Origin of the sequence: Streptococcus sp. 544 (genome assembly GCF_013277385.1) — a bacterium.
In the GTDB taxonomy this organism is placed as follows: domain Bacteria; phylum Bacillota; class Bacilli; order Lactobacillales; family Streptococcaceae; genus Streptococcus; species Streptococcus mitis_BA.
The window spans coordinates 38,556-63,274 of record NZ_VMMU01000016.1 but is presented as its reverse complement, the minus strand read 5'-3'; the positions used below and the strand labels follow the sequence as shown (position 1 = coordinate 63,274).

Genomic DNA, 24,719 nt, shown 5'->3' with positions numbered 1-24,719 from the left:
ATTTTTGCTTTGTGCTTTTGACGGCCTTTGTATCTTGAATTAACGACGAAGTCCTAGAGAGTTGATTAACTCACGGTAACGGTTAACGTCGTTTTTACGCAAGTATGCAAGCAAGTTACGACGGCGACCGATTTTTTTCATCAATCCACGGTAAGTAGCGTGGTCTTTTTTGTGTTGTTTGATGTGTTCGTTAAGGTGGTTGATTTCCCAAGTAAGGACAGCAACTTGAACCTCTACTGAACCTGTATCACCTTCGTGACGTGCATATTGTGCGATGATTTCATTTTTTTTCTCTTTTGAGATTGCCATGATGTTTCTCCTTTTTATTTGGCTTCATCCGAGTGACAGGTTGGCATGCCTGTAACCAAGAAGAAGTTATTTGTCTTTACGACAATCCCTATTCTACCAATAACTAACTTCTTTGTCAACAGATTTACTTTCTTGTTTTAAACATGCTATAATAATCATAGCAAGAAATCCAAGTTATCTGTTTTTAAACGAGGTGATTATCATGCCTAGATTCTATTCCCATGTCCCCTACTATTTGGTCGTATTTTTCTTTTATTGGCCATTTTATGAGTTGTTATCACTAATCATTTCTGACCCCCTTTTGCTCAAGAGTCTCTACGTAAATAATATTCTCTTCTTTACACCTCTGGTAATCTTGATTATATCGCTACTCTATAGCTACCGTTTCCGTTTCTCACTTTGGTGGTTAATTGGTAACGGACTGCTCTTTTGTTTTACCATCATTACTTTCAGAGAATTTATCCTTCTCTACTTCCTAGCCTATGAAATCTTTGCCATAGTTGGTATGGCTGTCGGTGCCGCTATTAAGAATCTAGTGCAAAAACTGAAAAACAAAAAACTTTCACAAAATCCTTGAAAAATCTCACAATCATGCTATAATAATCCATAGAGACAAGTCACTTAGTCCCTTTCTACTAGAGAGTGCGTGGTTGCTGGAAACGCATAGAGAGCCTAAACTGATACTACTCTTGAGTTTTTTATGAAAACATAAAACGGTGGCCACGTTAGAGCCAATCAGAGGTGTCCCTCTCTTTTGAGGTACATAAATGAAGGTGGAACCACGTTGCGACGTCCTTTCGAGGATGTCGCTTTTTTTCTAGCTTTCACAGTCCTCTGTCCCTGTTCTCAGAATAGGGTTAACACATTCGTCAATAATATAAGTAAGGAGAACATCATGATTAACATTACTTTCCCAGATGGCGCTGTTCGTGAATTCGAATCTGGCGTTACTACTTTTGAAATTGCCCAATCTATCAGCAATTCCCTAGCTAAAAAGGCCTTGGCTGGTAAATTCAACGGCAAACTCATCGACACTACTCGTGCTATCACTGAAGATGGAAGCATCGAAATTGTGACACCTGATCACGAAGATGCCCTTCCAATCTTGCGTCACTCAGCTGCTCACTTGTTCGCCCAAGCAGCTCGTCGCCTTTTCCCAGACATTCACTTGGGAGTTGGTCCAGCCATCGAAGACGGTTTCTACTACGATACTGACAATACTGCTGGTCAAATCTCTAACGAAGACCTTCCTCGTATCGAAGAAGAAATGCAAAAAATCGTCAAAGAAAACTTCCCATCAATCCGTGAAGAAGTTACGAAAGACGAGGCTCGTGAAATATTCAAGAATGACCCTTACAAGTTGGAATTGATTGAAGAACACTCAGAAGACGAGGGTGGTTTGACTATCTACCGTCAAGGCGAATATGTAGACCTCTGCCGTGGACCTCACGTTCCATCAACAGGCCGTATCCAAATCTTCCACCTTCTCCATGTAGCAGGTGCTTACTGGCGTGGAAATAGTGACAACGCTATGATGCAACGTATCTATGGTACAGCTTGGTTTGACAAGAAAGACTTGAAAAACTACCTCCAAATGCGTGAAGAAGCTAAGGAACGTGACCACCGTAAACTTGGTAAAGAGCTTGACCTCTTTATGATTTCACAAGAAGTGGGACAAGGTTTGCCATTCTGGTTGCCAAATGGTGCGACTATTCGTCGTGAATTGGAACGCTATATCGTTGACAAGGAGTTGGCTTCAGGCTACCAACACGTCTATACTCCACCACTTGCTTCTGTTGAACTTTACAAGACTTCTGGTCACTGGGATCATTACCAAGAAGACATGTTCCCAACTATGGATATGGGTGACGGGGAAGAATTTGTCCTTCGTCCAATGAACTGCCCACACCACATTCAAGTCTTCAAACACCATGTTCACTCATACCGTGAGTTGCCAATCCGTATCGCTGAAATCGGTATGATGCACCGTTATGAAAAATCTGGTGCCCTCACAGGTCTTCAACGTGTACGTGAAATGTCTCTTAACGACGGTCACCTCTTTGTGACTCCAGAACAAATCCAAGAAGAATTCCAGCGTGCCCTTCAGTTGATTATCGATGTTTATGAAGATTTCAACTTGACTGAATACCGCTTCCGACTCTCTCTTCGTGACCCTCAAGATACTCATAAGTACTTTGATAACGATGAGATGTGGGAAAATGCCCAAACTATGCTTCGTGCAGCTCTTGATGAAATGGGTGTGGACTACTTTGAAGCCGAAGGTGAAGCAGCCTTCTACGGACCAAAATTGGATATCCAGGTTAAGACCGCTCTTGGTAAGGAAGAAACACTTTCAACTATCCAACTTGACTTCTTGCTTCCAGAACGCTTCGACCTTAAATACATCGGAGCTGATGGCGAAGAGCACCGTCCAGTCATGATCCACCGTGGTGTTATTTCAACTATGGAACGCTTCACAGCTATCTTAATTGAAAACTACAAGGGTGCCTTCCCAACATGGCTTGCACCACACCAAGTAACCCTCATCCCAGTATCTAACGAAAAACACGTGGACTATGCTTGGGAAGTGGCCAAGAAACTCCGTGACCGTGGTGTTCGTGCAGACGTAGATGAGCGCAATGAAAAAATGCAGTTCAAGATCCGTGCTTCACAAACCAGCAAGATTCCTTACCAATTGATCGTTGGGGACAAGGAAATGGAAGACGGAACAGTCAACGTTCGTCGCTACGGCCAAAAAGAAACACAAACTGTCTCAGTAGATGATTTTGTTCAAGCTATCCTAGCTGATATCGCCAACAAATCACGCGTTGAGAAATAAGAGCCTAGCATAAAAGCCTCCGATTGGAGGCTTTTTCGTCTATTTTTACTCAATAACGAGCTTCACTTCAGCGAATTTGATCCGCACTATCGTTCCTTCTCCGACCTCAGACTCGATGCGAATCTGGTGACCTAGTTCTTCAGAAATTTTCTTAGATAGGTAGAGGCCAAGTCCAGATGACTGCTGGGTTAGGCGTCCATTGTAGCCTGAAAAGCCACGTTCAAAGACTCGGAGGACATCACTGTTTTTTATCCCGATTCCCGTATCCTTGATACAAAGCTCTTGCCCATCCATATAAATCTCCAGACCACCTTCCTTGGTGTACTTGAGACTATTTGAGATGATTTGTTCAATAACGACTAGCAACCACTTTTTATCCGTCACGATTTCTTTATCAAGATCATGTAGATTGACATTTAAGCCTTTTTGAATAAAGAAAAGAGCATATTTACGAAGTGTTTCCTTGACCAAGTCCTCGATTTGAACCTGCTTTAAGACCAAATCATCATGGAAACTTTCTAAACGCAGGTACTGTAAAACTAGATTGGTATAGGAATCAATCTTGAAAATTTCCTGTTCTAATTGCTGCTTCAGTTGGCGATCGACCACTTCTGCAACTAAGAGTTGACTGGCTGCAATGGGGGTCTTAATCTGATGGACCCACAAGGTATAGTAATCCAGCAAATCAGTCAGTTTTCTTTCTGAATCTGACCTCTGCTGATAGAGTTCCATCTCACGCGCTTCTAATTTTTCAGCCAAAACTCTTTCCAATGGAGATTTGGCTTCCCTCTCTCCATAGAGAAGTTCCTGACGATAAACCTGCATTTCCACCAATATGTCCCAAGTGAAAAATAAGATGGTTACAAAGCAACACAAGAGGAAAAAGTAGAGAAAGTAAGTTCCTAAACTTGCAAATAAAAACTGAAAGAGCAAAACCAGAAACGTCAAAGAAAGCAGATAAACCAAAAGACGACTACGGGAACGCAAATAGGCTAGAAAAAATGGTTTCCAATCAAGCATGCTTTAATCCGTACCCTATTCCTTTCTTGGTCTCGATAAATCCTACCAAGCCCTGCTCTTCCAACTTTTTACGCAAACGAGCCACATTGACAGAGAGGGTATTATCATCAATGAAAAAGTCACTGTTCCAAAGTTCCCGCATCAGGTCGTCACGCGCTACAATATTGCCCGCATGCTCAAACAACACGCGTAAAATCTGGAATTCGTTCTTGGTCAAATTCAAGACTTGCCCTTGATAATGTACATCCATGGATTTGGTATTGAGAATCACACCGGCGTATTCCAGTAAACTCTCGTCACGCCCAAACTCATAGGAACGACGCAACAAGCCCTGAACCTTAGCTAAAAGAACCTGCTGGTCAAAAGGCTTGGTCACAAAGTCATCCGCCCCCATATTGATTGCCATGACAATATCCATAGCCTGGTCTCTCGAAGACAGAAACATGATGGGGACCTTGGAAATCTTGCGAATCTCCTGACACCAGTGATAACCATTAAACAAGGGCAAGCCAATATCCATGAGGACCAGATGAGGCTCCGACTGAACAAATAGACTCAAAACTTCCATAAAGTCTTCTACCAGAACCACTTCAAATCCCCATTCAGAGAGCATTTTCCCGACCTGTTGCCGAATAACCTGATCATCTTCTACTAATAAAATCTTGTGCATGCGCTTCTCCTTTTCTATTATTATAACAGATTTTTCCATGCTAGCAGGTCTGAAACTGAATTTGAAATAGCTTGTTTTCAGCTAACAAAGTGAGGTAACCCTAGTAGCTAATTTGAGGGAAATTTGATAAGATAAATAAAAAGAAAGGAGCTCTTATGGCCAATATTTTTGACTATCTGAAAGATGTCGCATACGATTCTTATTACGACCTTCCTTTAAATGAATTAGACATTCTAGCCTTAACAGAAACCGCCTATCTCTCCTTTGATAATCTGGTCTCCACAGCTCCTCAGCGACTTTTAGAACTGGCACCTCAGGTTCCAAGAGAACCTAACATGTTGACCAGCAAAAATCGCCTCCAGCTATTAGATGAACTAGCTCAACACAAACGCTTCAAAAATTGCAAACTCTCCCATTTTATCAACGACATCGACCCTGAGCTGCAAAAGCAATTTGCTGCTATGACCTACCGCCTCACTCTCGATACCTATCTGATTGTCTTTCGTGGGACTGATGATAGTATCATTGGCTGGAAGGAAGATTTCCACCTGACCTATATGAAGGAAATTCCTGCTCAAAAGCACGCCCTCCGCTATTTAAAGAACTTTTTTGCCCACCATCCAAAGAAAAAGGTCATTCTGGCTGGGCATTCCAAGGGAGGAAATCTAGCTATCTATGCTACTAGCCAAATTGAGCAAAGCTTGCAAGATCAGATCACAGCAGTTTATACATTTGATGCGCCTGGTCTTCACACAGAATTGACACAGACCGAGGGTTATCAAAGGATAATGGATAGAACCAAGGTCTTCATTCCACAAGGTTCCATTATCGGTAGGATGCTAGAAATTCCTGCCCACCAAATCATCGTTCAGAGTACTGCCTTGGGTGGCATCGCCCAGCACGATACCTTTAGTTGGCAGATTGAGGACAAGCACTTCGTCCAACTGAATAAGACCAACAGTGATAGCCAACAAGTAGACACAACCTTTAAAGAATGGGTAGCGACAGTCCCTGATGAAGAACTCCAGCTCTACTTCGACCTCTTCTTTGGCACTATTCTTGATGCTGGAATTAGCTCCATCAATGACTTATCTTCCTTCAAGGCTATCGAACACATTCATCATCTCTTTGTCCAAGCTCAATCCCTCACTCCAGAAGAAAGAGAAACCATGGGACGCCTTACCCAGTTATTGATTGATACCCGTTACCAAGCATGGAAGAATAGATAAAAAGCTTATGATAAGGTTTTTGCCTTTTCATAAGCTTTCTTGTTTTAAAGAAAATTCAATCCTTCATCTGACTCTCTGCATCGGCCACGACTTGTTCTAAACTAGTCTGACCAAGCTCCGCCTCCATAGCTAGCTGGATTCTCTCCAATTTTTGATCCAAAACCTCATGAATATGAGCTCCGACTGGGCAATTTGGATTTGGATTGTCATGGAAACTAAAGAGTTGACCTGTCTTACCAAGACACTCGACCGCTTGATAAACATCTAAAAGACTAATCTCCTTGAGATCCTTGACAATCTCTGTTCCCCCTGTTCCACGCGCTACTGAAATCAGCTCTGCCTTCTTCAACTGGGACAAGGTCTTTCTGATAATGACAGGATTGACCCCGACACTAGCAGCCAGAAAATCACTGGTCACCTTGCTTTCCTTCCCCTTGAGAGCGATAATAATCAGCATATGAGTCGCAATGGTAAATCTACTTGGAATTTGCATACTCTTCTCCTTTTTACGAGGCATCCCTACCTCTACTCTTCTTTTTCTTTTATTATACCCTTTTTAGTTGTAATGTCAATCGTTACCACTTTTCAACCAAGCATCTAATTCCCTATCATAGCCCTCTTTCTGGGCCAATTCTCTCAAAAATTCCTGATGATGAGTATGGTGAATACCATTGACCAGACTTTCATAATAAACCTCAAAATAGGGAAGTTTCAGGTCTTTAGCTAGCTGCAATTCAGTTGCCACATCGTAATCTACCCGTCGGAAGTCCATATCTACCAAGCCCTTGTCATCAAACTCCAAAATCATATACTGGGCCCGCAAGTCCTTCCGCAACTGAGCATCTAGAAAGAAAGGCTGCCCAATCGAACCTGGATTGACAATCAATTGTCCACCAGTCCCGTAACGAAGCAACTGCTGGTGAATATGGCCATAAACAGCAATATCACAAGGGGGATTGGTCACCAAGCGGTCAAAATCCTCTTGCGCTCCAGTATGAATCAACTCTCGCCCCCAGTTCTTATCAGGAAGATGGTGGCTAATTCCCACCGTCAAATCCCCAAACTGACGATGAAGCTGGAGAGGTTGATTGTGGAGCAGTTCAATTTCTTCTAGGGAAATTTCCTCTAAAACATACTGGCACTGGCGCAAGAGATAGCGTTGACTGGGACGAGTACTATCCAATTCCTTACGGACACCATGCCACAAACTATCTTCCCAGTTTCCCAAAACTCTAGCTGTAATCGGTAGTTGAGCCAACAAGTCCAAAATCCTTCTACGCCCTGTCCCTGGCATGAGAATGTCTCCCAAAAGCCAGTATTCATCCACTCCTAGCTGCCGAGCATCTGCCAAAACAGCCTCCAAGGCGGTGGTATTTCCATGAATATCTGAAAGAAGAGCTATTTTCGTCATATCCATCTCCTCGTTTTTTCTCTTGCAATAAGTATAACATAAAAAGTCACAGCTAGAGAAATCTAGCTTTTTTTGATATACTAGATAAAGATATTAGACAAGAGGAAGCGAATGACCCCGAATAAAGAAGACTATCTAAAATGTATTTATGAAATCGGCATAGACCTGCATAAAATTACCAACAAGGAAATTGCTGCCCGCATGCAAGTCTCTCCCCCTGCCGTAACTGAAATGATTAAACGGATGAAGAGTGAAAATCTCATCCTCAAGGACAAGGAATGTGGCTATCTACTGACTGACCTCGGCCTCAAACTGGTCTCTGAGCTCTACCGTAAACATCGCTTGATTGAAGTTTTTCTAGTTCATCATTTAGACTATACGAGTGACCAGATTCACGAGGAAGCTGAGGTATTGGAACATACTGTCTCTGACCTCTTCGTGGAAAGACTGGATAAATTGCTTGGATTTCCCAAGACCTGCCCTCACGGAGGAACCATTCCTGCCAAGGGAGAACTCCTAGTTGAAATCAATAACCTCCCACTAGCTGACATCAAGGAAGCTGGCTCCTACCGCCTGACTCGGGTGCATGATAGTTTTGACATTCTCCATTATCTGGACAAGCACTCACTTCACATCGGTGATCAGCTCCAAGTCAAGCAGTTTGATGGCTTCAGCAACACCTTCACTATCCTTAGTAAAGACGAGGACTTACAAGTAAGTATGGACATTGCAAAACAACTCTATGTCGAGAAAATCAACTAATTTCTCCAATCCCCTACCAACCCTGAAAGTTTGATTTTCAGGGTTTTCTTATCTATTTTTTATATCAAAAAAGATAGTAAACGCTTTCACACTCCAACTAAATATTGTATAATAATTATATTCAATATTACGTCACTAACAGATGAAAAAAGGAGGTTTTAGCATGAAAAAAATCATCTTCATCAAAACCATTGAGCTCCTTGCCATCGATGGAATTATGCTGGCATTTTTGACATTTAAAGAGGGGCTCACTTGGGATTGGATTTTAATTTATAGTGGTTGGCTCATTTTCTTTCACCCTGTGCTATTGGCCTATCTTTCAAACCAGCTTTGTGACCACTTTAGTCACCTCTATTCCCAGATTAGACCAAAATTCTGGCATTTTGCCTTACAAATCCTTCTATGGGATAGCCTGATGATTCTCTCCTTGATATGTTTGAGTGGTGTGCCACTTCTCCTTCAGGGAACTCTCCTAATCCTAGGACATCTCATCTCTTCCTATCGCATAAGCCAAAGACTGAAAAGAGACTTCCCAAAAGCCTATCAAGAAACGATTTCATTTTGGAGTATTTTATGATAGATGAGAAAAACCAAGCCGACTGGGCTTGGTCTTTCTTATCTATTTTTAGTATCTAGGATAATGGTAACTGGTCCGTCATTGACCAGCTCAACTTGCATATCCGCTCCAAAGATACCTGTCTGAACGGGTACTTCTTGCGCTAATTTTTGATTGAAAGCGTCATAGAAGTCTGATGCCATATCAGGCTTGGCTGCACCTGTAAAGGCTGGACGATTGCCTTTCTTAGTATCCGCAAAGAGGGTAAACTGAGAAATAGAAAGGAGTTCTCCTTCAATATCTTTGACAGACAGGTTCATCTTGCCTTCTGCGTCTGAAAAAATCCGCATATTGACAAGCTTTCTCACAGCATAGTCCAAATCTTCCTCTTGGTCCTCTGGTCCAACACCAACCAGCAATAAGAGGCCTTGGTTGATTTTCCCCTGCACCTGACCTTCGATACTTACTTGGGCTTTTGTAACCCGTTGGATAATGATTTTCATAATAGCCTTTCTAGTAAGAGCTAGGGCAATTAACCGTTAGTCCGTTTGACAGAATAGACTTCTGGCACACTCTTAATCTTATCTACGACAGTAGTCAGTGTAGAGAGGTTGGCAATGCCGAAGGACACATGGATATTAGCAAATTTCATATCCTTGGTTGGTTGGGCGTTGACCGTTGAAATATTCTTGGTTGTGTTTGAAAGAACTTGCAGTACATCGTTCAATAATCCTGTACGGTTGAGGCCGTAAATATCGATATGGGCCATATACTCCTTATTTGAGCTAGAGTACTGGTCTTCCCATTCCACATCAAGGAGACGTTGCTCATAGTTTTCTTGGGCACGCAGGTTCATACAGTCCACACGGTGAATAGCCACACCACGCCCCTTGGTAATGTAGCCAACAATATCGTCACCCGGAACAGGATTACAACACTTGGCAATCCGCACTAGGAGACCAGAGGCTCCTTCAATGACCACACCACCCTCATGCTTGACCTTGAGGGTTTCTTTGTTTTCAACCTTGATCTCGCCACCTTTGACAAGTTCTTCTGCTTCCGCCTTAGCCTTGGCACGCTCTTCTTCACGGCGTTCCTTTTCAGTCAGACGGTTAAAGACGGTAATAGCACCGATTTCTCCAAAACCGATGGCCGCAAAGAGGGATTCTTCTGTCTTGTAGCTAGTCTTTTGTAGAACTTGGTCCATGTGGCGCTTGTCCATGAATTTATTGGCCACATAGCCATTTTCTTGGAACTGAGCCATCAGCATTTCACGACCCTTGTTGACAGACAATTCCTTATCTTGATTTTTAAAGAACTGACGAATCTTGTTACGAGCCTTGCTGGTCTTGACCATATTGAGCCAATCACGGCTCGGTCCAAAGGAGTTAGGGTTGGTGACAATTTCAACCTGATCCCCTGTCTTGAGCTTGGTTGTCAGTGGAACCATACGGCCATTGACCTTGGCACCCGTCGCTTTTTCACCGACTTTGGTATGAATTTCGTAGGCAAAGTCAATCGGTCCTGAATCTTTGGGAAGAGAACGGACAGCTCCATCTGGTGTAAAGACGTAAATCTCCTCAGCCAGATAGTTTTCCTTAACAGAGTCCACAAATTCCTTGGCATCATCAGCTTGATCTTGAAGCTCCATCATCTCCTTGATCCAGTTCATCCCAATAGCCGATTCCTTGCTGTTAACCTGCCCCTTAACGCCTTTCTTATAAGCCCAGTGAGCCGCAACCCCGTACTCAGCAACCTCGTGCATGGCTTTAGTTCGAATCTGGAACTCAATGGGCCCTTTTGGCCCATAAACTGTCGTATGGATAGACTGGTAACCATTGGCCTTGCGGTTAGCAATATAGTCTTTGAAACGACCAGGCATGGGTTTCCAAAGCTCATGCACATAACCAAGCATGGCATAAACATCACTTTGGGTATCCAAAATACAACGAATGGCAATCAGGTCATAGATTTCCTCAAACCGTTTTCTCTTATCCTGCATTTTGCGGAAAATCGAGTAAATATGCTTGGGACGACCATAGATTTTCCCTTTTAGGTGACGATCTGTCGTATATTCCTCTAATTTTGTGACCACCTCATCCACCAAGGCTTCACGCTCCCTGCGCTTTTCCTTCATCATATGGGTAATCTTGTAAAACTCCGTTGGATTGAGATAACGGAAAGATAGGTCTTCCAACTCCCATTTGACACTGGAAATTCCCAAACGATGGGCAAGTGGAGCATAGATTTCCATGGTTTCTTTGGAAATGCGCTCCTGCTTGTCTTTTCGAAGATGTTTCAGGGTCCGCATATTGTGCAAGCGGTCAGACAGTTTGACCAAGATAACACGGATGTCCTCAGACATGGCCATGAGCATCTTACGATGATTTTCCGCTAATTGCTCCTCGATAGATTTGTACTCGACCTTACCAAGCTTGGTAACCCCATCGACGATTACCCGCACATCAGGACCAAACTCTCTTTCCAAATCGTCCAAGGTCGCATCAGTATCTTCTACCACATCATGCAAGAAACCACAAGCTACTGTTACAGCATCTAGTTTGAGTTTGGCTAAAATACCTGCCACTTGGATAGGATGAATGATATAAGGCTCACCTGATTTGCGATATTGACCACTATGGCATTCCACCGCATAGACCAAGGCCTTATGGACAAAATGGACATCCTCTTCTGTTAAATATTCTTTGGTTAAGGCGACAACTTCTTCGCCTGTTAAATTCACTTCTTTTGGCATCTCTACTCTCCAATTCTTCCTACCATTTTATCACTTTTTTAAGAATATGAAAACTAGATTGGAACAGAATAGGAAAAAAATATTTCAGAATTGCTTGACAATTCTGAAATATTTTTTTATAATACATTGTACAGTTAGATTTTCTATTTAGGTGATAGAAGGAGAGATAGAAGAACGGAAACCATATTGTAACCTAAATATAATTTAACTCCCTATCCTTATCACCTTTTCATTCAAGTCAATATAGTTGAATGACGTCGTTTTACAAAGGAGTATTCTATGAAAAAAACTGTACTAACACTATTAGGAGCTACTGCTCTATCTATTACCGTTCCAATCACTGCTGCTGAAACTAGTACAACAAATAACTTTGAAGGTCCTCGTTATGAGCGTATATATTCTCATCGTTATAGTAAAACAGTAACAAAATACTATAACGATGATGGTTACATCCCACCAACTATCTACTATTCAGAATATAATGATAGTTTCCATTCAACCTTCAAAGGAACACTTGAAATAGACAGTGTACGAAGATCAAACGGTGGGACTCGTGTCACATACACTGGTACCTTGACTGGATTTTGGAATTAAAATCCTCAAGATGCTTTCTTTTATCCTTTAGTTTATAAGGAGAACACCTATGAAAAAAACTGCTATTTCTATCTTTGCTCTCCTAGTGTTAGGAGTTAGCTGCCTGTTTCTATTCAGCCAGCAAAGCTATAAAAAAACAGTCGTTCAATACTATGCTAACGACCAGAACCTACCCAATAGGATAACTTATAGTGAATATAGCGATAAACGAGAAGCCAACTACGGTGGCACTCTAAATATCACATCTATCAAACAAGCTAATGACGGAGTTTATGCAACCTATGAAGGGCAATTGACACCTCTCCAATAGTGATAAATTGATAACCAGCCTGTCTTCCTCTAGTCATGCTGGTTTTTAAGTTCATTCTAAATCCTTACCTATTCTCCCTAACTGTGCTATACTTAATTTAGTACATTCTTTGAGATTGGAGCCAATATGAAAATCCATAAAACCGTGAATCCTGTTGCCTATGAAAACACCTATTACCTGGAGGGTGAAAAACACCTCATCGTCGTCGATCCTGGCAGCCATTGGGAAGCTATTCGTCAGACAATAAAGAACATCAATAAACCTATATGCGCTATTCTCCTGACCCATGCCCATTATGACCATATCATGAGTCTGGACTTGGTTCGCGAGACTTTTGGCAATCCTCCTGTCTATATCGCAGAGAGCGAAGCCAGCTGGCTCTACACTCCTGTCGACAATCTCTCTGGACTTCCCCGCCACGATGATATGGCAGATGTGGTCACAAAACCTGCAGAACACACTTTTATCTTTCACGAAGAATACCAACTAGAGGAATTTCGTTTCACTGTCTTGCCAACACCAGGTCACTCTATCGGTGGTGTTTCCCTAGTCTTTCCTGATGCTCACCTAGTCTTGACAGGTGATGCCCTGTTCCGTGAAACAATCGGACGGACGGATCTTCCGACTGGTAGCATGGAGCAACTCCTTCATAGTATCCAGACCCAACTTTTCACCCTACCAAACTACGACGTCTATCCAGGACACGGTCCAGCTACGACCATCGCCCATGAAAAGACCTTCAATCCTTTTTTCTAGCAAGATGATGATAATGTATATCGCAATTTAAGTAAACTATCCAGCAAATCTTTCCATTATAAAAGGCATCCTATCAAGGTTTTCACACCTGATTGGATGCCTTTTTTTCTGATGACTAGATTTTTTACATTACCAAATAATCACGCGCTCTTCTGGTGAACGCCACATACCGTCGCCTTCTTTGACATCATAGGTTGTAAAGAAATCATCGAAGTTTGGTACTTGCACATTGACACGGAGTTTGGCTGGTGCGTGTACATCAACGCTGGCCAAAAGTTTCATAAATTCTGGACGACCTTTCATGCGCCAGATGCGACCGAAGTTGTAGAAGAATTCTTCTGCTGAGAAGTCTGGTTCTCTTTTAGCTGCTTCAAGCGCTGCAGCGATTCCTCCCAAGTCAGCCACGTTTTCTGACACAGTCAATTTACCGTTGATAGTTGCACCATAAGAATTCTGTCCATCAAATTGGTCAATGACTTTTTGTGTTTTCTCCTTGAAGGCAGCATAGTCACTCTCAGTCCACCAATCTTTGAGACTACCATTTTCATCAAAGGAAGCTCCGTTGGTATCAAAGGCGTGAGAAATTTCATGGGCAATAACCGCCCCGATACCCCCGTAGTTAGCAGAAGATGACTGATGCAAATCATAGAAAGGTGCCTGTAAAATAGCTGCTGGAAAGACAATCAGATTCTTCTGTGGATTGTAGTAGGCATTGACCATATGAGCAGGCATGCCCCACTCCTTATAGTCTACAGGCTGATTCCATTTGCTCCAACTGTGCTTAATTTCCACACGCGCAAAGGCTAGAGCATTGTCAAAAAGACTAGCAGTCTCATCCACTACCTTGTCTTTGTAGCGTGCTGGCAATTCTTCTGGGTAACCGATATAAGGCTTGATGACATTGAGTTTGACGATGGCCTTGTCACGAGTTTCAGGAGTCAGCCAGTCATTTTTAGCCAAGCGTTCCTTATAGACATCAATCATAGTTGCTACTTTTTTCTCTACGTCTGCCTTAGCTTCTGGAGAGAATTTTTCATGGGCATACCAAAGACCCAAGGCTTGTTTGAAAGGACCTTGTGCTAGTTGATAAGCTGCCTTGACCTTGTCTTTAGCTTCTGGAACTCCTGAAAGCGCACGGCTATAGGCACCTGACAAGACACGGATTTCTTCTGTTAAATAGCTGGTTGAAAGATTAACAACACTCAAAATCAAGGTTGCTTTAAGGAGAGGCCAGGCCTCTTCACTGTAGAATTGGTCTGCTGCTTGCCAGAAACGTTCCTCGTCTACAATAACCTTGTCTGGTACTTGTCCAAGAACGGCTTGGAAGAAGTCATCCAGAGGTAAGGCAGGCGCGAATTTCTTGAAATCTTCATAAGCATATGGATGGTAGAGTTTGGCATATTCTGAACTTTCTTCATTAGAGAGCACCACTGCTGCAACTCGGCGGTCCAATTCTAGTCTTTTCTCTAGCAAGTCTTCAATTTCTTCATCAGAGAAATCATAAGCCTTGAGGAGATTTGCACTGGTTTCTTTCCAAAGAGTCAAGAGTTCTTCGCGCTGAGGATGGTCTTCTGCATAGTAGGTCGTATCTGGCAGGATCGTGCTTGGAGCGCTAGCCCATAAAACGTTGATTCTGGCATCCATAAAGTCTGGCGATACACCAAAAGGAAGGAAGTTTGGTTTTCCTGCAAGCTCAAACTCTGCTAGTTTAGCTGTAAAATCTGCAAAAGTCTCCAATTCTTGGAATTCTTTAAGGAGTGGTAAGACAGGTTTGATACCGTCAGCTTCTCTCTTGTCAAAATCACGAACTAGGCGGTGGTATTTGACAAAGTTTGCTAAAATAGCATCCTCAGGCACCTCTTCATCTGCCAACCACTTGTCTGTTGTCGCCAGCATCAGGTCTTCAATTTCCTGGTCTAAATCAACAAAACCACCTGTTTGAGACTTATCTGCTGGAATTTCAGCTGTCTGTTGCCATTCCCCATTGATAGCATCATAAAAATCATCTTGATAACGTGTCATCTTGTTCTCGCTTTCATTTGTACTTGTTTTTAGCTTAACAAAAATTGCTTGGGAATGCAATTAAAAATGAACGGATGTTTCCCATTGTTTTTCAGTTATTATTTTAATTTTTTCAAAAATTAACTTGACTTAATTTTTTTTTTAATGTATATTAAGAGACAGGAGGAATATAAGTTTATGATACGTATCGAAAACCTCAGTGTCTCCTACAAAGAAACGTTGGCACTTAAGGATATTTCACTAGTGCTCCATGGACCGACAATTACAGGTATCATTGGCCCAAACGGTGCTGGAAAATCAACATTATTAAAAGGGATGCTGGGAATTATCCCACATCAAGGTCAGGCATTTCTCGATAACAAGGAAGTTAAAAAATCCTTACACCGAATTGCCTATGTCGAACAAAAAATCAATATCGACTACAACTTTCCCATCAAGGTCAAGGAATGCGTCTCGTTAGGACTCTTTCCCTCTATCCCTCTCTTTCGAAGTTTAAAGGCTAAACATTGGAAGAAAGTGAAAGAAGCCCTTGAAATCGTCGGTCTAGCTGACTACGCTGAACGGCAAATCAGTCAACTGTCTGGAGGTCAATTCCAGCGGGTCTTGATTGCCAGATGTTTGGTACAGGAAGCCGACTATATCCTCTTGGATGAACCCTTTGTTGGGATTGACTCTGTCAGTGAGGAAATCATCATGAATACGCTGAGAGATCTGAAAAAAGCTGGGAAGACGGTTCTCATCGTCCACCACGACCTCAGCAAGGTTCCCCACTACTTCGATCAAGTCTTGCTTGTCAATCGAGAAGTGATTGCCTTTGGTCCAACCAAAGAAACCTTTACCGAAGCCAATCTCAAAGAAGCTTACGGTAATCGACTCTTTTTCAATGGAGGTGACCTATGATTGCAGAATTTATCGATGGATTGCAAAAATTCCATTTCTTACAAAATGCCTTGATAACAGCCATTGTCGTAGGGGTCGTAGCTGGAGCTGTAGGATGTTTCATCATTCTACGCGGGATGTCACTCATGGGAGATGCCATTTCACATGCTGTCTTACCAGGTGTAGCCCTCTCCTTCATCTTGGGCCTTGACTTCTTTATCGGAGCCATTGTCTTTGGACTGCTAGCTGCCATCATCATTACCTACATCAAGGGAAACTCGATTATCAAAAGCGATACCGCCATCGGCATTACCTTTTCTTCTTTCTTAGCCCTCGGTATCATCTTGATTAGTGTCGCTAAAAGTTCAACTGACCTTTTCCATATCCTTTTTGGTAATATCCTAGCCGTCCAAGATACGGATATGTTTATTACTATGGGTGTGGGAGCAGTCATTCTCTTGTTAATCTGGATTTTCTTCAAGCAACTCTTGATAACATCCTTTGATGAACTCTTGGCTAAAGCCATGGGAATGCCTGTCAATTTCTATCACTACCTTCTCATGGTACTCTTGACTCTCGTGTCTGTGACAGCCATGCAAAGTGTCGGAACTATCCTGATTGTAGCCATGCTGATTACCCCAGCCGCGACTGCTTATCTGTATGCTAATAGCCTGAAAAGCATGATTTTCCTTTCCTCAACCTTTGGAGCTACTGCTTCAGTTTTGGGACTCTTTATTGGCTATAGTTTTAATGTTGCGGCAGGTTCTAGTATCGTGCTCACAGCTGCTAGTTTCTTTCTCATTAGCTTCTTTATCGCTCCAAAACAACGATATTTGAAACTAAAAAATAAACATTTGTTAAAATAAGGGGCAAAGCCCCAATAAATTGGAGGATCTAATGAAAAAATTAGGTACATTACTCGTTCTCTTTCTTTCCGTTATTGCTCTTGTAGCATGTGCTAGCGGAAAAAAAGATGCAGCTTCTGGTCAAAAACTAAAAGTTGTTGCTACAAACTCAATCATCGCTGATATTACTAAAAATATTGCTGGTGACAAAATTGATCTTCATAGTATCGTTCCGATTGGGCAAGACCCACACGAATACGAACCACTTCCTGAAGATGTTAAGAAAACTTCTGAGGCAGACCTCATTTTCTATAACGGTATCAACCTTGAAACAGGTGGCAATGCTTGGTTTACCAAATTGGTAGAAAATGCCAAGAAAACTGAAAACAAAGACTACTTTGCAGTCAGCGAAGGGGTTGAAGTTATCTACCTTGAAGGAAAAAATGAAAAAGGTAAAGAAGACCCACACGCTTGGCTCAACCTTGAAAATGGGATTATCTTTGCTAAAAATATCGCTAAACAATTGAGCGCCAAAGATCCTAACAACAAGGAATTCTACGAAAAAAATCTCAAAGAATATACTGATAAGTTAGACAAACTTGATAAAGAAAGTAAGGATAAATTTAATAACATCCCTGCTGAAAAGAAACTCATTGTAACCAGCGAAGGAGCATTCAAATACTTCTCTAAAGCCTATGGTGTCCCAAGTGCCTACATCTGGGAAATCAATACTGAAGAAGAAGGAACACCTGAACAAATCAAGACCTTGGTTGAAAAACTTCGCCAAACAAAAGTTCCATCACTCTTTGTAGAATCAAGTGTGGATGACCGTCCAATGAAGACTGTTTCACAAGACACAAACATCCCAATCTATGCACAAATCTTTACTGACTCTATCGCAGAACAAGGTAAAGAAGGCGACAGCTACTACAGCATGATGAAATACAACCTTGACAAGATTGCTGAAGGATTGGCAAAATAAGCCTCTGAAAAACGTCATTCTCATATGAGCTGGCGTTTTTTCTATGCACACATTTCCGGTCAAATCATTGGAAAATTCTGACCGTTTCAGCTACAATGGAAGAAAAAAGATTGGAGTATCCTATGGTAACTTTTCTCGGAAATCCTGTGAGCTTTACAGGTAAACAACTACAAGTCGGCGACAAGGCGCTTGATTTTTCACTCACTACAACAGACCTTTCTAAAAAATCTCTGGCTGATTTTGATGGAAAGAAAAAAGTCTTGAGTGTCGTACCTTCTATCGATACAGGCATCTGCTCAACTCAAACGCGTCGTTTTAATGAAGAACTGGCTGGACTGGATAATACGGTTGTCTTGACTGTTTCAATGGACCTCCCCTTTGCCCAAAAACGTTGGTGTGGTGCTGAGGGAATTGAAAATGCCATCATGCTCTCAGACTATTTCGACCATTCCTTTGGACGTGATTACGCCCTCTTAATCAATGAGTGGCACCTATTGGCACGCGCGGTCTTTGTCCTTGATACTGACAATACTATTCGCTACGTTGAATACGTGGACAATATCAATTCTGAGCCAAACTTCGAAGCCGCAATTGCAGCTGCTAAAGAACTATAGAAAAAATCCTCTGTCACAAAGAGTTTCCTGCTCTTTGAAACGGAGGATTTTTGTTTACGAGTAAATACCAGTTCAATCAGATAAGAACAACTACCTTATACTCTTCGAAAATCTCTTCAAACCACGTCAGCTTTATCTGCAACCTCAAAGCGGTGCTTTGAGCAACCTACGGCTTGCTTCCTAGTTTGCTCTTTGATTTTCATTGAGTATTACTCTACAGATTTCAAAGCTTCAAGCATGTCAACCTTTCTCAGATGATGATTGACAAAGAAACCAAGCAGGGTCAAGATGATGCTTACTGCTGCCCCTGGGATTACATAGACCTCCCAGCCTACCTGCGGATAAAAGAGAATAGTCGCAGGCGAAATCATTTGAATCAGAAATTGGTGTAAATAGAAACCTGATACCAGACCAAGTACGATTCCCACAAGGGACAAGACAATCGTCTCACGATAAATGTAAAGAGTGACTTCTTTATTATGAAAACCGAGCACCTTGATAGTAGAGAGTTCACGGATTCTCTCAGCCACGTTGATGTTAGTCAGATTGTAGAGGATAACAATAGCCAATAGAACCGACACGATAACTAAGATAGTCATGGTCTGATTGAGTGAGCTAGCAACAGAGTCAAAGAGTCGAATGGCTGAAGCATTTTGGACAACGCTGGACACCGCAGCTTGATTCATAAGTAAGCCGGCCTGTCTTTCGATACTAGTAGCACTGGTATCTCTTAACGAGACCAAATAAGTGTTGGCTTGGGGTAGATGACCATAAAGTTGCTCATAATTGGCTTGGTTCATATAAATAAAGTGACCAACATAGTTCTCAGTAATAGCGGCTACCTTTAGCTCCTTACCTTCAATTTCTAAAGTCTGTCCAACCTTAACACCTGCCAGCTGGGCGAGTTTAGCTGTAATAACGACGCCATCTTTTAATGTCAGCTCTTGCTGATGATGTTGCAGATGAATAAAGGGAGTCAAATCTTCCTTCTCTGTCATCATAAGAGTAATGGTCTGAAGACCAGACTTGCCTTTGAAATCCTTGTCTAGCGTCTTAGAATAAATTTTCTGGTAGGCTTGAATATCCTGCCCTTTCAACACTTCTTCTAGATTTGCCTTGTCTTGATTGGTCGCACTAGGATTTTCAGAGACAATCATTTGATACTGTTGGATTTGTTGAAACTGCCTAGACGGAACTCCTGCCACAGAGGATTGGATTCCCAAGCCTGCAAAGAGCAGAGCTACAGAACCTGCCACACCAAAGATTGTCATCAACATCCGTTGTTTATAACGAAAGATATTACGAGCTGTTACCTTATGGGTGAAACTGAGACGACGCCAAATAAAACCGATGCGCTCCAGTAAGATTTTAGCTCCTTTAACAGGTGGTTTAGGCAGTAAAAGCTGGGCTGCTTCATCGTGCAGTTCCTTCCGAGCCACCAGATAGGCTGGTAACACACTCGCCAACCAACTCAAAACAAGAGCTAGTAAACTATAGTTCCAATAGAACTGAATCTGGGTTTCTCCTACCACCATGCCTTTTGTAATGACACTTGAAATTACACTAGCTAGTAAATAATGGCCAAGCACGCTGCCTAGAGCTGTGCCGACAGTCCCAGCTACCAGACCGTAAAGGAGAAATTTGGCGATAATGTCCTTACTGCGATAGCCCAAGGCCTTAAAAATCCCTGCATGAGTTCGCTCTTCGTCCACAAAGCGAGTCATGGTTGTAAAGGTCACCATAGCTGCTACGGCATAAAGCACTACAGGAAAGATATTGCCCACTGCCCGAATACTGGCTGAAGCATTGCTGTACATGAGGTAGCCCTGACCACCTGGCATGGTCTGACGATTATAAACCTGATACTTGGGATCAGCCAAATCATCCAAGACTTTCTGATGTTTTTCTAATTTTTCCTTTTCTTGAGCTAGACTTTGTTCAGCTTGCTTTAGTTTATCTTCTTCCTTGTCCAATTCCTGCTTGGCTTGGATAAGTTGAGCATTAGCTTGCTCTCTCTGAGCTTGAGGTAGCAAGGCTAGTTGACTTTCCTGCGCCTGTAAACGAGCTTGAGCAGCTGCTAAACGACGCTTGCCTTCCTGCAGATTAGTCTGAGTCTTATTAAGGGTCTCTTGCCCTTTGTCTAGAGACTCTTGGCCTTCTTTTTTCAAGACTTGCAAACGTGCCTTACCATTATCTGATAGAGCTTGTTCAAGGTCTTCCTGATGTTGCTTGGATTTTTCTTCATAGGCTGATGAAAAAGCATTTAAGCCTGCTAAATCTTGATATTTCAAACGAGCGATATTGTAGACTTTCTGATTAAACTGACTAGGTAAAATCACTCCGTAAGCGGTCAAAGTCCCACTTCCACTTCCTGCGTAGCCCATATCTCGCTGGGAGAGGATTTCAGCTGAATCCACAAAACCAGTAATGGTATAAGTATGGTCTTTTAAAGAGGAATGACCCTCTTCTTTTTCTTTAATACTAATCTCCTGTCCCACGCTATATTGGCCTTGCAAATGAGTGGCCAAAGCGATTTCCTTGTCTGACTGAGGAAGTCGTCCCTCTCTTAGCTGAAAGGTTGAAATTCGCTCTGGTTTGGAGTACAGCCGAATAGCATCCTGCCCATTTTCCATAGTCACATCTGTCAAATAGCCAAACTCAACCTCTGCGCCCTCTATCTGTTCTAGTTCTTCTTGATCTGCTTGATCCAAACCATAATTAGACATAACTGCTAAATCCAAGGTTTGAGCAGTTGTTAAATAAGCATTAGCTGTCGCCTCCATGTTGGGGCTAGTCACTTTGAGACCTACTAAGGCTAGAGATCCTAACATCATCAAGGTTAAGATGGATAAAAAACGCCCCTTGGAGCCTGTGAAGGACTGAATTAAGTCCTTCCAATAGGTTTTTCGCTTGATCATGCTAGTACTCCAAACTGTCGATATCCTGAGGATGCTGGTTCATCACCACATCCTTGACACTGGCATCGTGCATATGAATCACGCGATCAGCAATGGGCGCCAAAGCTCCATTATGAGTCACGATGATCACCGTCGCTCCCTTTTGACGAGACATGTCTTGGAGAATTTTCAAAACCTGCTTACCTGTCTGATAATCCAAGGCTCCAGTCGGTTCATCACAAAGGAGAATTTTAGGATTTTTAGCTACCGCGCGTGCAATGGAGACTCGCTGTTGCTCCCCTCCAGAAAGCTGGGCTGGAAAGTTATTGAGACGATGAACCAGACCTACATCTGTCAAGACCTGCTCAGGATTCAAGGCATCTGTCACGATTTCTGAAGCCAACTCCACATTTTCCTTAGCTGTTAGATTGGAAACTAGATTATAAAACTGAAAAACAAATCCGACATCATTGCGGCGGTAATTGGTTCGCTGGTGGGAACTATAGTCTGCAATATTGGCACCATCAATCCAGATTTCCCCCTCATCATTGGTATCCATTCCCCCTAGGAGATTGAGAACTGTTGACTTACCTGCACCAGATGCACCAAGGATAATAACCAATTCACCCTTCTCAATCTCAAAATTCACATCACGATTGGCCACAATCTCCGTGTCCCCAACCTGATACCGCTTGTAACAGTGTTTCATCTCAATATAAGCCATCAGACCCACCCTCTCTCAAACAAATTACTTCCTACTACCATTATAACGCTTTTTCAACTAGTTGGAAACTGCTTACATTCTCAAATCCTTCAAAAAGGCAGTTTCAAATTACTGCCTTATAACATCTTCTTAAAAATAAAATTGAACCAGATCACCTTTTGCTGTTGCCACCGAAATACAATCTTTCTCTTTGCATTTCACTTTTGCTTTTTCTTGATTCACTTCAATCACACTTTTTTCAATATCTGGATAAGAGATTCGCAAATCTCCTCCACTCCTTGATAAAATGGTCAACTGTAAGAGTTTTTTATCCTCCCACCTCATGCTCACTTCAAAATGTCCACGTGCCATTAAGCCTGAAACGGAACCTCTTGACCATGCATCAGGTAGGGCAGCTAGAGGTACCAGATAAGCTGCATGAGACTGGAGTAACATTTCTGCCATGCCACTGCTAGCACCAAAATTACCATCTATCTGAAAAGGAGGATGGCTACACCAAAGATTTGGCAAGGTGGATGACTTTAACTGCTCTGATAATAATTTATAGGCTCGATCGCCATCTCCCAAACGCGCCCAGAGATTGATCTTATTGGCCTTAGACCAACCTGTGCCGCCATCTCCACGATCATTGAGGCTAGCACGCGCCGCTTCAAGATACTCTTTTCCCTTATAGCTAAAGAGAGTTCCAGGATAGAGTCCCACCAGATGGGAAGCGTGCCGATGCTGGGCCTCCACTTTCTCATTTTGAAAATGCTGCTCTTCCTCCTCATACCACTCCCTGATTCGACCAGATTGAGTGATTTGAAGAGGATTAAGCAAGTCAAACTTTTCCTTGACCTCAGTCAACAAGTCCTCATCCAGACTCAATTCCTGAGCAGCCTGAATAAAATCATGAAATAACTGCCAAATAAGAGATTGGTCATAGGTATTGCCAATCGAAATCGGCCCATGTTCTGGAGAATAAGACGGAGAAGAGACCCAACGCTGCGCCTGCTGATCCTTATGTAAAAAGGCATTCCAAAAACGAACCGTTTCCCTCAACATGGGATAAATTTTCTCCCTGAGATAGTCTTGGTCCCTGTAAAATGAATAGGCTTCATAAACGGTTTGCATCATCCACGCATTGGCAGCTGGTGACCAACCCCAATAGTAATCCCAACCAGGTGCTGTCCAACCAAAGGGAGTCGCTTGAGTATGAACCAACCAACCATTTTCCTCCCCTTCCTGAGAGACGATTCCTGCATACCTTGCAGCCGCTATGCGACCATAGACACGCAAATCATCTACATAGTTGATGACCGGAAAGGCCGTCTCTAGGAGATTGGTAACATAGGCTGGCCAATAATTCATCTGCAGATTGACATTTAAGTGATAGTCCGAATTCCAAGGAGGATTATCGACCGCATTCCAGACCCCTTGTAGGTTAGCTGGTAGAGCATCTGGACAATCTCTGGAAGAACTAATCAATAAATACCGTCCATACTGGAAGAACAGTTCCTCCAAAGCCTGCCCCTCTTGTGGCTTATAATTTTTTAACAACTCATCTGTAGTGGATGCGTCAACATCAGACCCCAAATCCAATTGAACACGTTGGAATAAGGCTTGGTAGTCCTGAATATGCCTTGATTTCAATTTGGCATGGCCCTTTTCTTTAGCTGTGTCCACCAAGTCTATCACCTGTTGCTCTAAATCTAGTTTCTTGCGATAATTGCTAGCAGGATTTTGGGCAAAATCCGTCTTAGCTGCCAAGAAAAGATTGGCATAACTGGCTCCTGATATCTGAACCTTATCCGACCAGACTCTAATGTCTCCATCCGTTTCCCAAGCTAAACAGCTAGCAAACCGCAGATCATTATCCTTAACCCGCCCCTTCATCAAGATATGAGAATCAGTTATATTCAGCTGGCACTCTTTGTAATCCGATTTTTCCTGCTCATACTTTCCATCAGAAGCCAAATCACGACTTAGCGACAGTTCTATAGTAAAATCTAGAGTTTCCAACCCTTCCTTAGTAAAGCGCTGAACCAAGAGATCATCTGGAAAACTGGCAAAGGCTTCACGTTCAAATCGCGTTCCCTTATAGGCATAAGAAGTCGTCGCAAGTGCCTTACTGATATTCAGCTGTCTCTGATAATCCGTCACCTGAGACAAAATCGTGCCTTGCTGGCTGAACTCAATGAAAATATCTCCAAATGACAGATAGGTCCCATATTGACTTGTTTTTGGCCCGACTAGGTGCTGTTCAGCCAGTTCCTTAGCCCGATTGTAATCTCTCTTCTCCAAAGCCTGGCGAATCTCAGCTAAAAAAACATACTGATCCTGAAGATTTCCACCTTGATAATCTGAACTATCAGGAAGTGGACCTCCAGACCAGAGACTTTTTTCATTAAATTGAATCCGTTCAACCCCTATAAGCCCAAATATTTTTGCCCCTAAAGAACCATTGCCTATCGGTAAGGCCTCTTCTTCCCAGCCCTTATATGTTGTTGACGCTGGTTGCTTGTAGGCCAATACATAATCTTGTTTTTTATTCCTTATCATACTA

Annotated in this window: 23 protein-coding genes; 12 read left to right on the top strand and 11 right to left on the bottom strand. The window is 42.4% G+C overall.

Translation table 11 applies throughout. The annotated features are described in order from the left end of the window. Nucleotides 1-39: 39 nt before the first annotated feature. The gene (gene rpsO / locus HT728_RS07670) at nucleotides 40-309 is read right to left on the bottom strand and encodes a 30S ribosomal protein S15 (protein ID WP_001018251.1); all 270 of its coding nucleotides are present in this window, start codon (nucleotides 307-309) and stop codon (nucleotides 40-42) included. 202 nt (nucleotides 310-511) lie between these two features. Between rpsO and HT728_RS07665 the strand changes: the two genes are divergently transcribed. Together HT728_RS07665 and thrS are read left to right on the top strand one after the other, a co-directional pair. Then, the gene (locus HT728_RS07665; protein WP_173234647.1) at nucleotides 512-886 is read left to right on the top strand and encodes a hypothetical protein; all 375 of its coding nucleotides are present in this window, start codon (nucleotides 512-514) and stop codon (nucleotides 884-886) included. A 318-nt stretch (nucleotides 887-1,204) separates the two neighbouring features. After that, nucleotides 1,205-3,148, top strand: a complete 1,944-nt coding sequence (gene thrS, locus HT728_RS07660) for a threonine--tRNA ligase (RefSeq protein WP_000608345.1) — start codon at nucleotides 1,205-1,207, stop codon at nucleotides 3,146-3,148. A gap of 45 nt (nucleotides 3,149-3,193) precedes the next feature. Here thrS and HT728_RS07655 read toward each other — a convergent pair whose 3' ends face one another. Together HT728_RS07655 and HT728_RS07650 are read right to left on the bottom strand one after the other, a co-directional pair. Beyond that, complete coding sequence (locus tag HT728_RS07655) at nucleotides 3,194-4,168, bottom strand: sensor histidine kinase (protein ID WP_173234644.1); 975 nt, start codon at nucleotides 4,166-4,168, stop codon at nucleotides 3,194-3,196. Further along, complete coding sequence (locus tag HT728_RS07650; protein ID WP_000548993.1) at nucleotides 4,161-4,838, bottom strand: response regulator transcription factor; 678 nt, start codon at nucleotides 4,836-4,838, stop codon at nucleotides 4,161-4,163. Before HT728_RS07650 ends, HT728_RS07655 begins: the two co-directional genes overlap by 8 nt. Nucleotides 4,839-4,993: 155 nt before the next feature. Between HT728_RS07650 and HT728_RS07645 the strand changes: the two genes are divergently transcribed. Next, nucleotides 4,994-6,067: a DUF2974 domain-containing protein gene (locus HT728_RS07645; protein WP_173234642.1), complete on the top strand. Its 1,074-nt coding sequence runs from the start codon at nucleotides 4,994-4,996 to the stop codon at nucleotides 6,065-6,067. A gap of 55 nt (nucleotides 6,068-6,122) precedes the next feature. Here the strand turns inward: HT728_RS07645 and HT728_RS07640 are convergent, their stop codons facing one another. Both HT728_RS07640 and HT728_RS07635 read right to left on the bottom strand, forming a co-directional pair. Beyond that, the gene (locus HT728_RS07640; protein WP_173234640.1) at nucleotides 6,123-6,560 is read right to left on the bottom strand and encodes an Rrf2 family transcriptional regulator; all 438 of its coding nucleotides are present in this window, start codon (nucleotides 6,558-6,560) and stop codon (nucleotides 6,123-6,125) included. 75 nt (nucleotides 6,561-6,635) lie between these two features. Further along, nucleotides 6,636-7,478 carry a metallophosphoesterase family protein gene (locus HT728_RS07635; protein WP_173234638.1) on the bottom strand — a complete coding sequence of 281 codons (843 nt, stop codon included), beginning with the start codon at nucleotides 7,476-7,478 and terminating at the stop codon, nucleotides 6,636-6,638. A gap of 111 nt (nucleotides 7,479-7,589) precedes the next feature. Between HT728_RS07635 and HT728_RS07630 the strand changes: the two genes are divergently transcribed. Then, complete coding sequence (locus HT728_RS07630) at nucleotides 7,590-8,240, top strand: metal-dependent transcriptional regulator (protein ID WP_000188509.1); 651 nt, start codon at nucleotides 7,590-7,592, stop codon at nucleotides 8,238-8,240. A gap of 163 nt (nucleotides 8,241-8,403) precedes the next feature. Next, nucleotides 8,404-8,817 carry a hypothetical protein gene (locus tag HT728_RS07625; RefSeq protein WP_078465556.1) on the top strand — a complete coding sequence of 138 codons (414 nt, stop codon included), beginning with the start codon at nucleotides 8,404-8,406 and terminating at the stop codon, nucleotides 8,815-8,817. A gap of 38 nt (nucleotides 8,818-8,855) precedes the next feature. Here HT728_RS07625 and dtd read toward each other — a convergent pair whose 3' ends face one another. Together dtd and HT728_RS07615 are read right to left on the bottom strand one after the other, a co-directional pair. Beyond that, nucleotides 8,856-9,299: a D-aminoacyl-tRNA deacylase gene (dtd, locus tag HT728_RS07620; RefSeq protein ID WP_016397432.1), complete on the bottom strand. Its 444-nt coding sequence runs from the start codon at nucleotides 9,297-9,299 to the stop codon at nucleotides 8,856-8,858. Nucleotides 9,300-9,328: 29 nt separating this feature from the next. Beyond that, nucleotides 9,329-11,551, bottom strand: coding sequence for a bifunctional (p)ppGpp synthetase/guanosine-3',5'-bis(diphosphate) 3'-pyrophosphohydrolase (locus HT728_RS07615; protein WP_016397433.1), 2,223 nt, complete (start codon nucleotides 11,549-11,551; stop codon nucleotides 9,329-9,331). Between the two features lie 279 nt (nucleotides 11,552-11,830). Between HT728_RS07615 and HT728_RS07610 the strand changes: the two genes are divergently transcribed. The 3 genes from HT728_RS07610 to HT728_RS07600 all read left to right on the top strand — a co-directional run bounded on the left by HT728_RS07610 (nucleotide 11,831) and on the right by HT728_RS07600 (nucleotide 13,211). Next, on the top strand, nucleotides 11,831-12,145 hold the full coding sequence (locus tag HT728_RS07610) for a hypothetical protein (RefSeq protein ID WP_016397434.1): 315 nt from the start codon (nucleotides 11,831-11,833) through the stop codon (nucleotides 12,143-12,145). 85 nt (nucleotides 12,146-12,230) lie between these two features. Then, on the top strand, nucleotides 12,231-12,455 hold the full coding sequence (locus HT728_RS07605; protein WP_308410031.1) for a hypothetical protein: 225 nt from the start codon (nucleotides 12,231-12,233) through the stop codon (nucleotides 12,453-12,455). Between the two features lie 126 nt (nucleotides 12,456-12,581). Further along, complete coding sequence (locus tag HT728_RS07600) at nucleotides 12,582-13,211, top strand: MBL fold metallo-hydrolase (RefSeq protein ID WP_173234636.1); 630 nt, start codon at nucleotides 12,582-12,584, stop codon at nucleotides 13,209-13,211. 129 nt (nucleotides 13,212-13,340) lie between these two features. Here HT728_RS07600 and pepO read toward each other — a convergent pair whose 3' ends face one another. Next, nucleotides 13,341-15,233, bottom strand: coding sequence for an endopeptidase PepO (gene pepO / locus HT728_RS07595; RefSeq protein ID WP_173234634.1), 1,893 nt, complete (start codon nucleotides 15,231-15,233; stop codon nucleotides 13,341-13,343). A 177-nt stretch (nucleotides 15,234-15,410) separates the two neighbouring features. Here pepO and HT728_RS07590 point away from each other — a divergent pair, with 177 nt between their 5' ends. From HT728_RS07590 to tpx, 4 genes are all read left to right on the top strand, one after another. Further along, nucleotides 15,411-16,133 carry a metal ABC transporter ATP-binding protein gene (locus HT728_RS07590; protein ID WP_000619152.1) on the top strand — a complete coding sequence of 241 codons (723 nt, stop codon included), beginning with the start codon at nucleotides 15,411-15,413 and terminating at the stop codon, nucleotides 16,131-16,133. Beyond that, nucleotides 16,130-16,978 (top strand): metal ABC transporter permease, encoded by an 849-nt coding sequence (locus tag HT728_RS07585; protein ID WP_000559787.1) that lies wholly within the window; start codon nucleotides 16,130-16,132, stop codon nucleotides 16,976-16,978. Before HT728_RS07590 ends, HT728_RS07585 begins: the two co-directional genes overlap by 4 nt. 31 nt (nucleotides 16,979-17,009) lie before the next feature. Then, complete coding sequence (gene psaA / locus HT728_RS07580) at nucleotides 17,010-17,939, top strand: metal ABC transporter substrate-binding lipoprotein/adhesin PsaA (RefSeq protein ID WP_023933209.1); 930 nt, start codon at nucleotides 17,010-17,012, stop codon at nucleotides 17,937-17,939. A gap of 122 nt (nucleotides 17,940-18,061) precedes the next feature. Continuing rightward, nucleotides 18,062-18,553 carry a thiol peroxidase gene (gene tpx, locus HT728_RS07575; RefSeq protein WP_061366224.1) on the top strand — a complete coding sequence of 164 codons (492 nt, stop codon included), beginning with the start codon at nucleotides 18,062-18,064 and terminating at the stop codon, nucleotides 18,551-18,553. A gap of 209 nt (nucleotides 18,554-18,762) precedes the next feature. On the opposite strand, the gene HT728_RS07570 is transcribed toward tpx, so the two are convergent. From HT728_RS07570 to HT728_RS07560, 3 genes are all read right to left on the bottom strand, one after another. Continuing rightward, complete coding sequence (locus tag HT728_RS07570) at nucleotides 18,763-21,471, bottom strand: FtsX-like permease family protein (RefSeq protein WP_173234632.1); 2,709 nt, start codon at nucleotides 21,469-21,471, stop codon at nucleotides 18,763-18,765. A gap of 1 nt (nucleotide 21,472) precedes the next feature. Then, a complete protein-coding gene (locus HT728_RS07565; protein WP_173234630.1) occupies nucleotides 21,473-22,174 on the bottom strand; it encodes an ABC transporter ATP-binding protein in 702 nt (233 codons plus the stop codon). Nucleotides 22,175-22,303: 129 nt separating this feature from the next. Continuing rightward, nucleotides 22,304-24,715 (bottom strand): glycoside hydrolase family 95 protein, encoded by a 2,412-nt coding sequence (locus tag HT728_RS07560; protein ID WP_173234628.1) that lies wholly within the window; start codon nucleotides 24,713-24,715, stop codon nucleotides 22,304-22,306. Nucleotides 24,716-24,719: the final 4 nt, after the last annotated feature.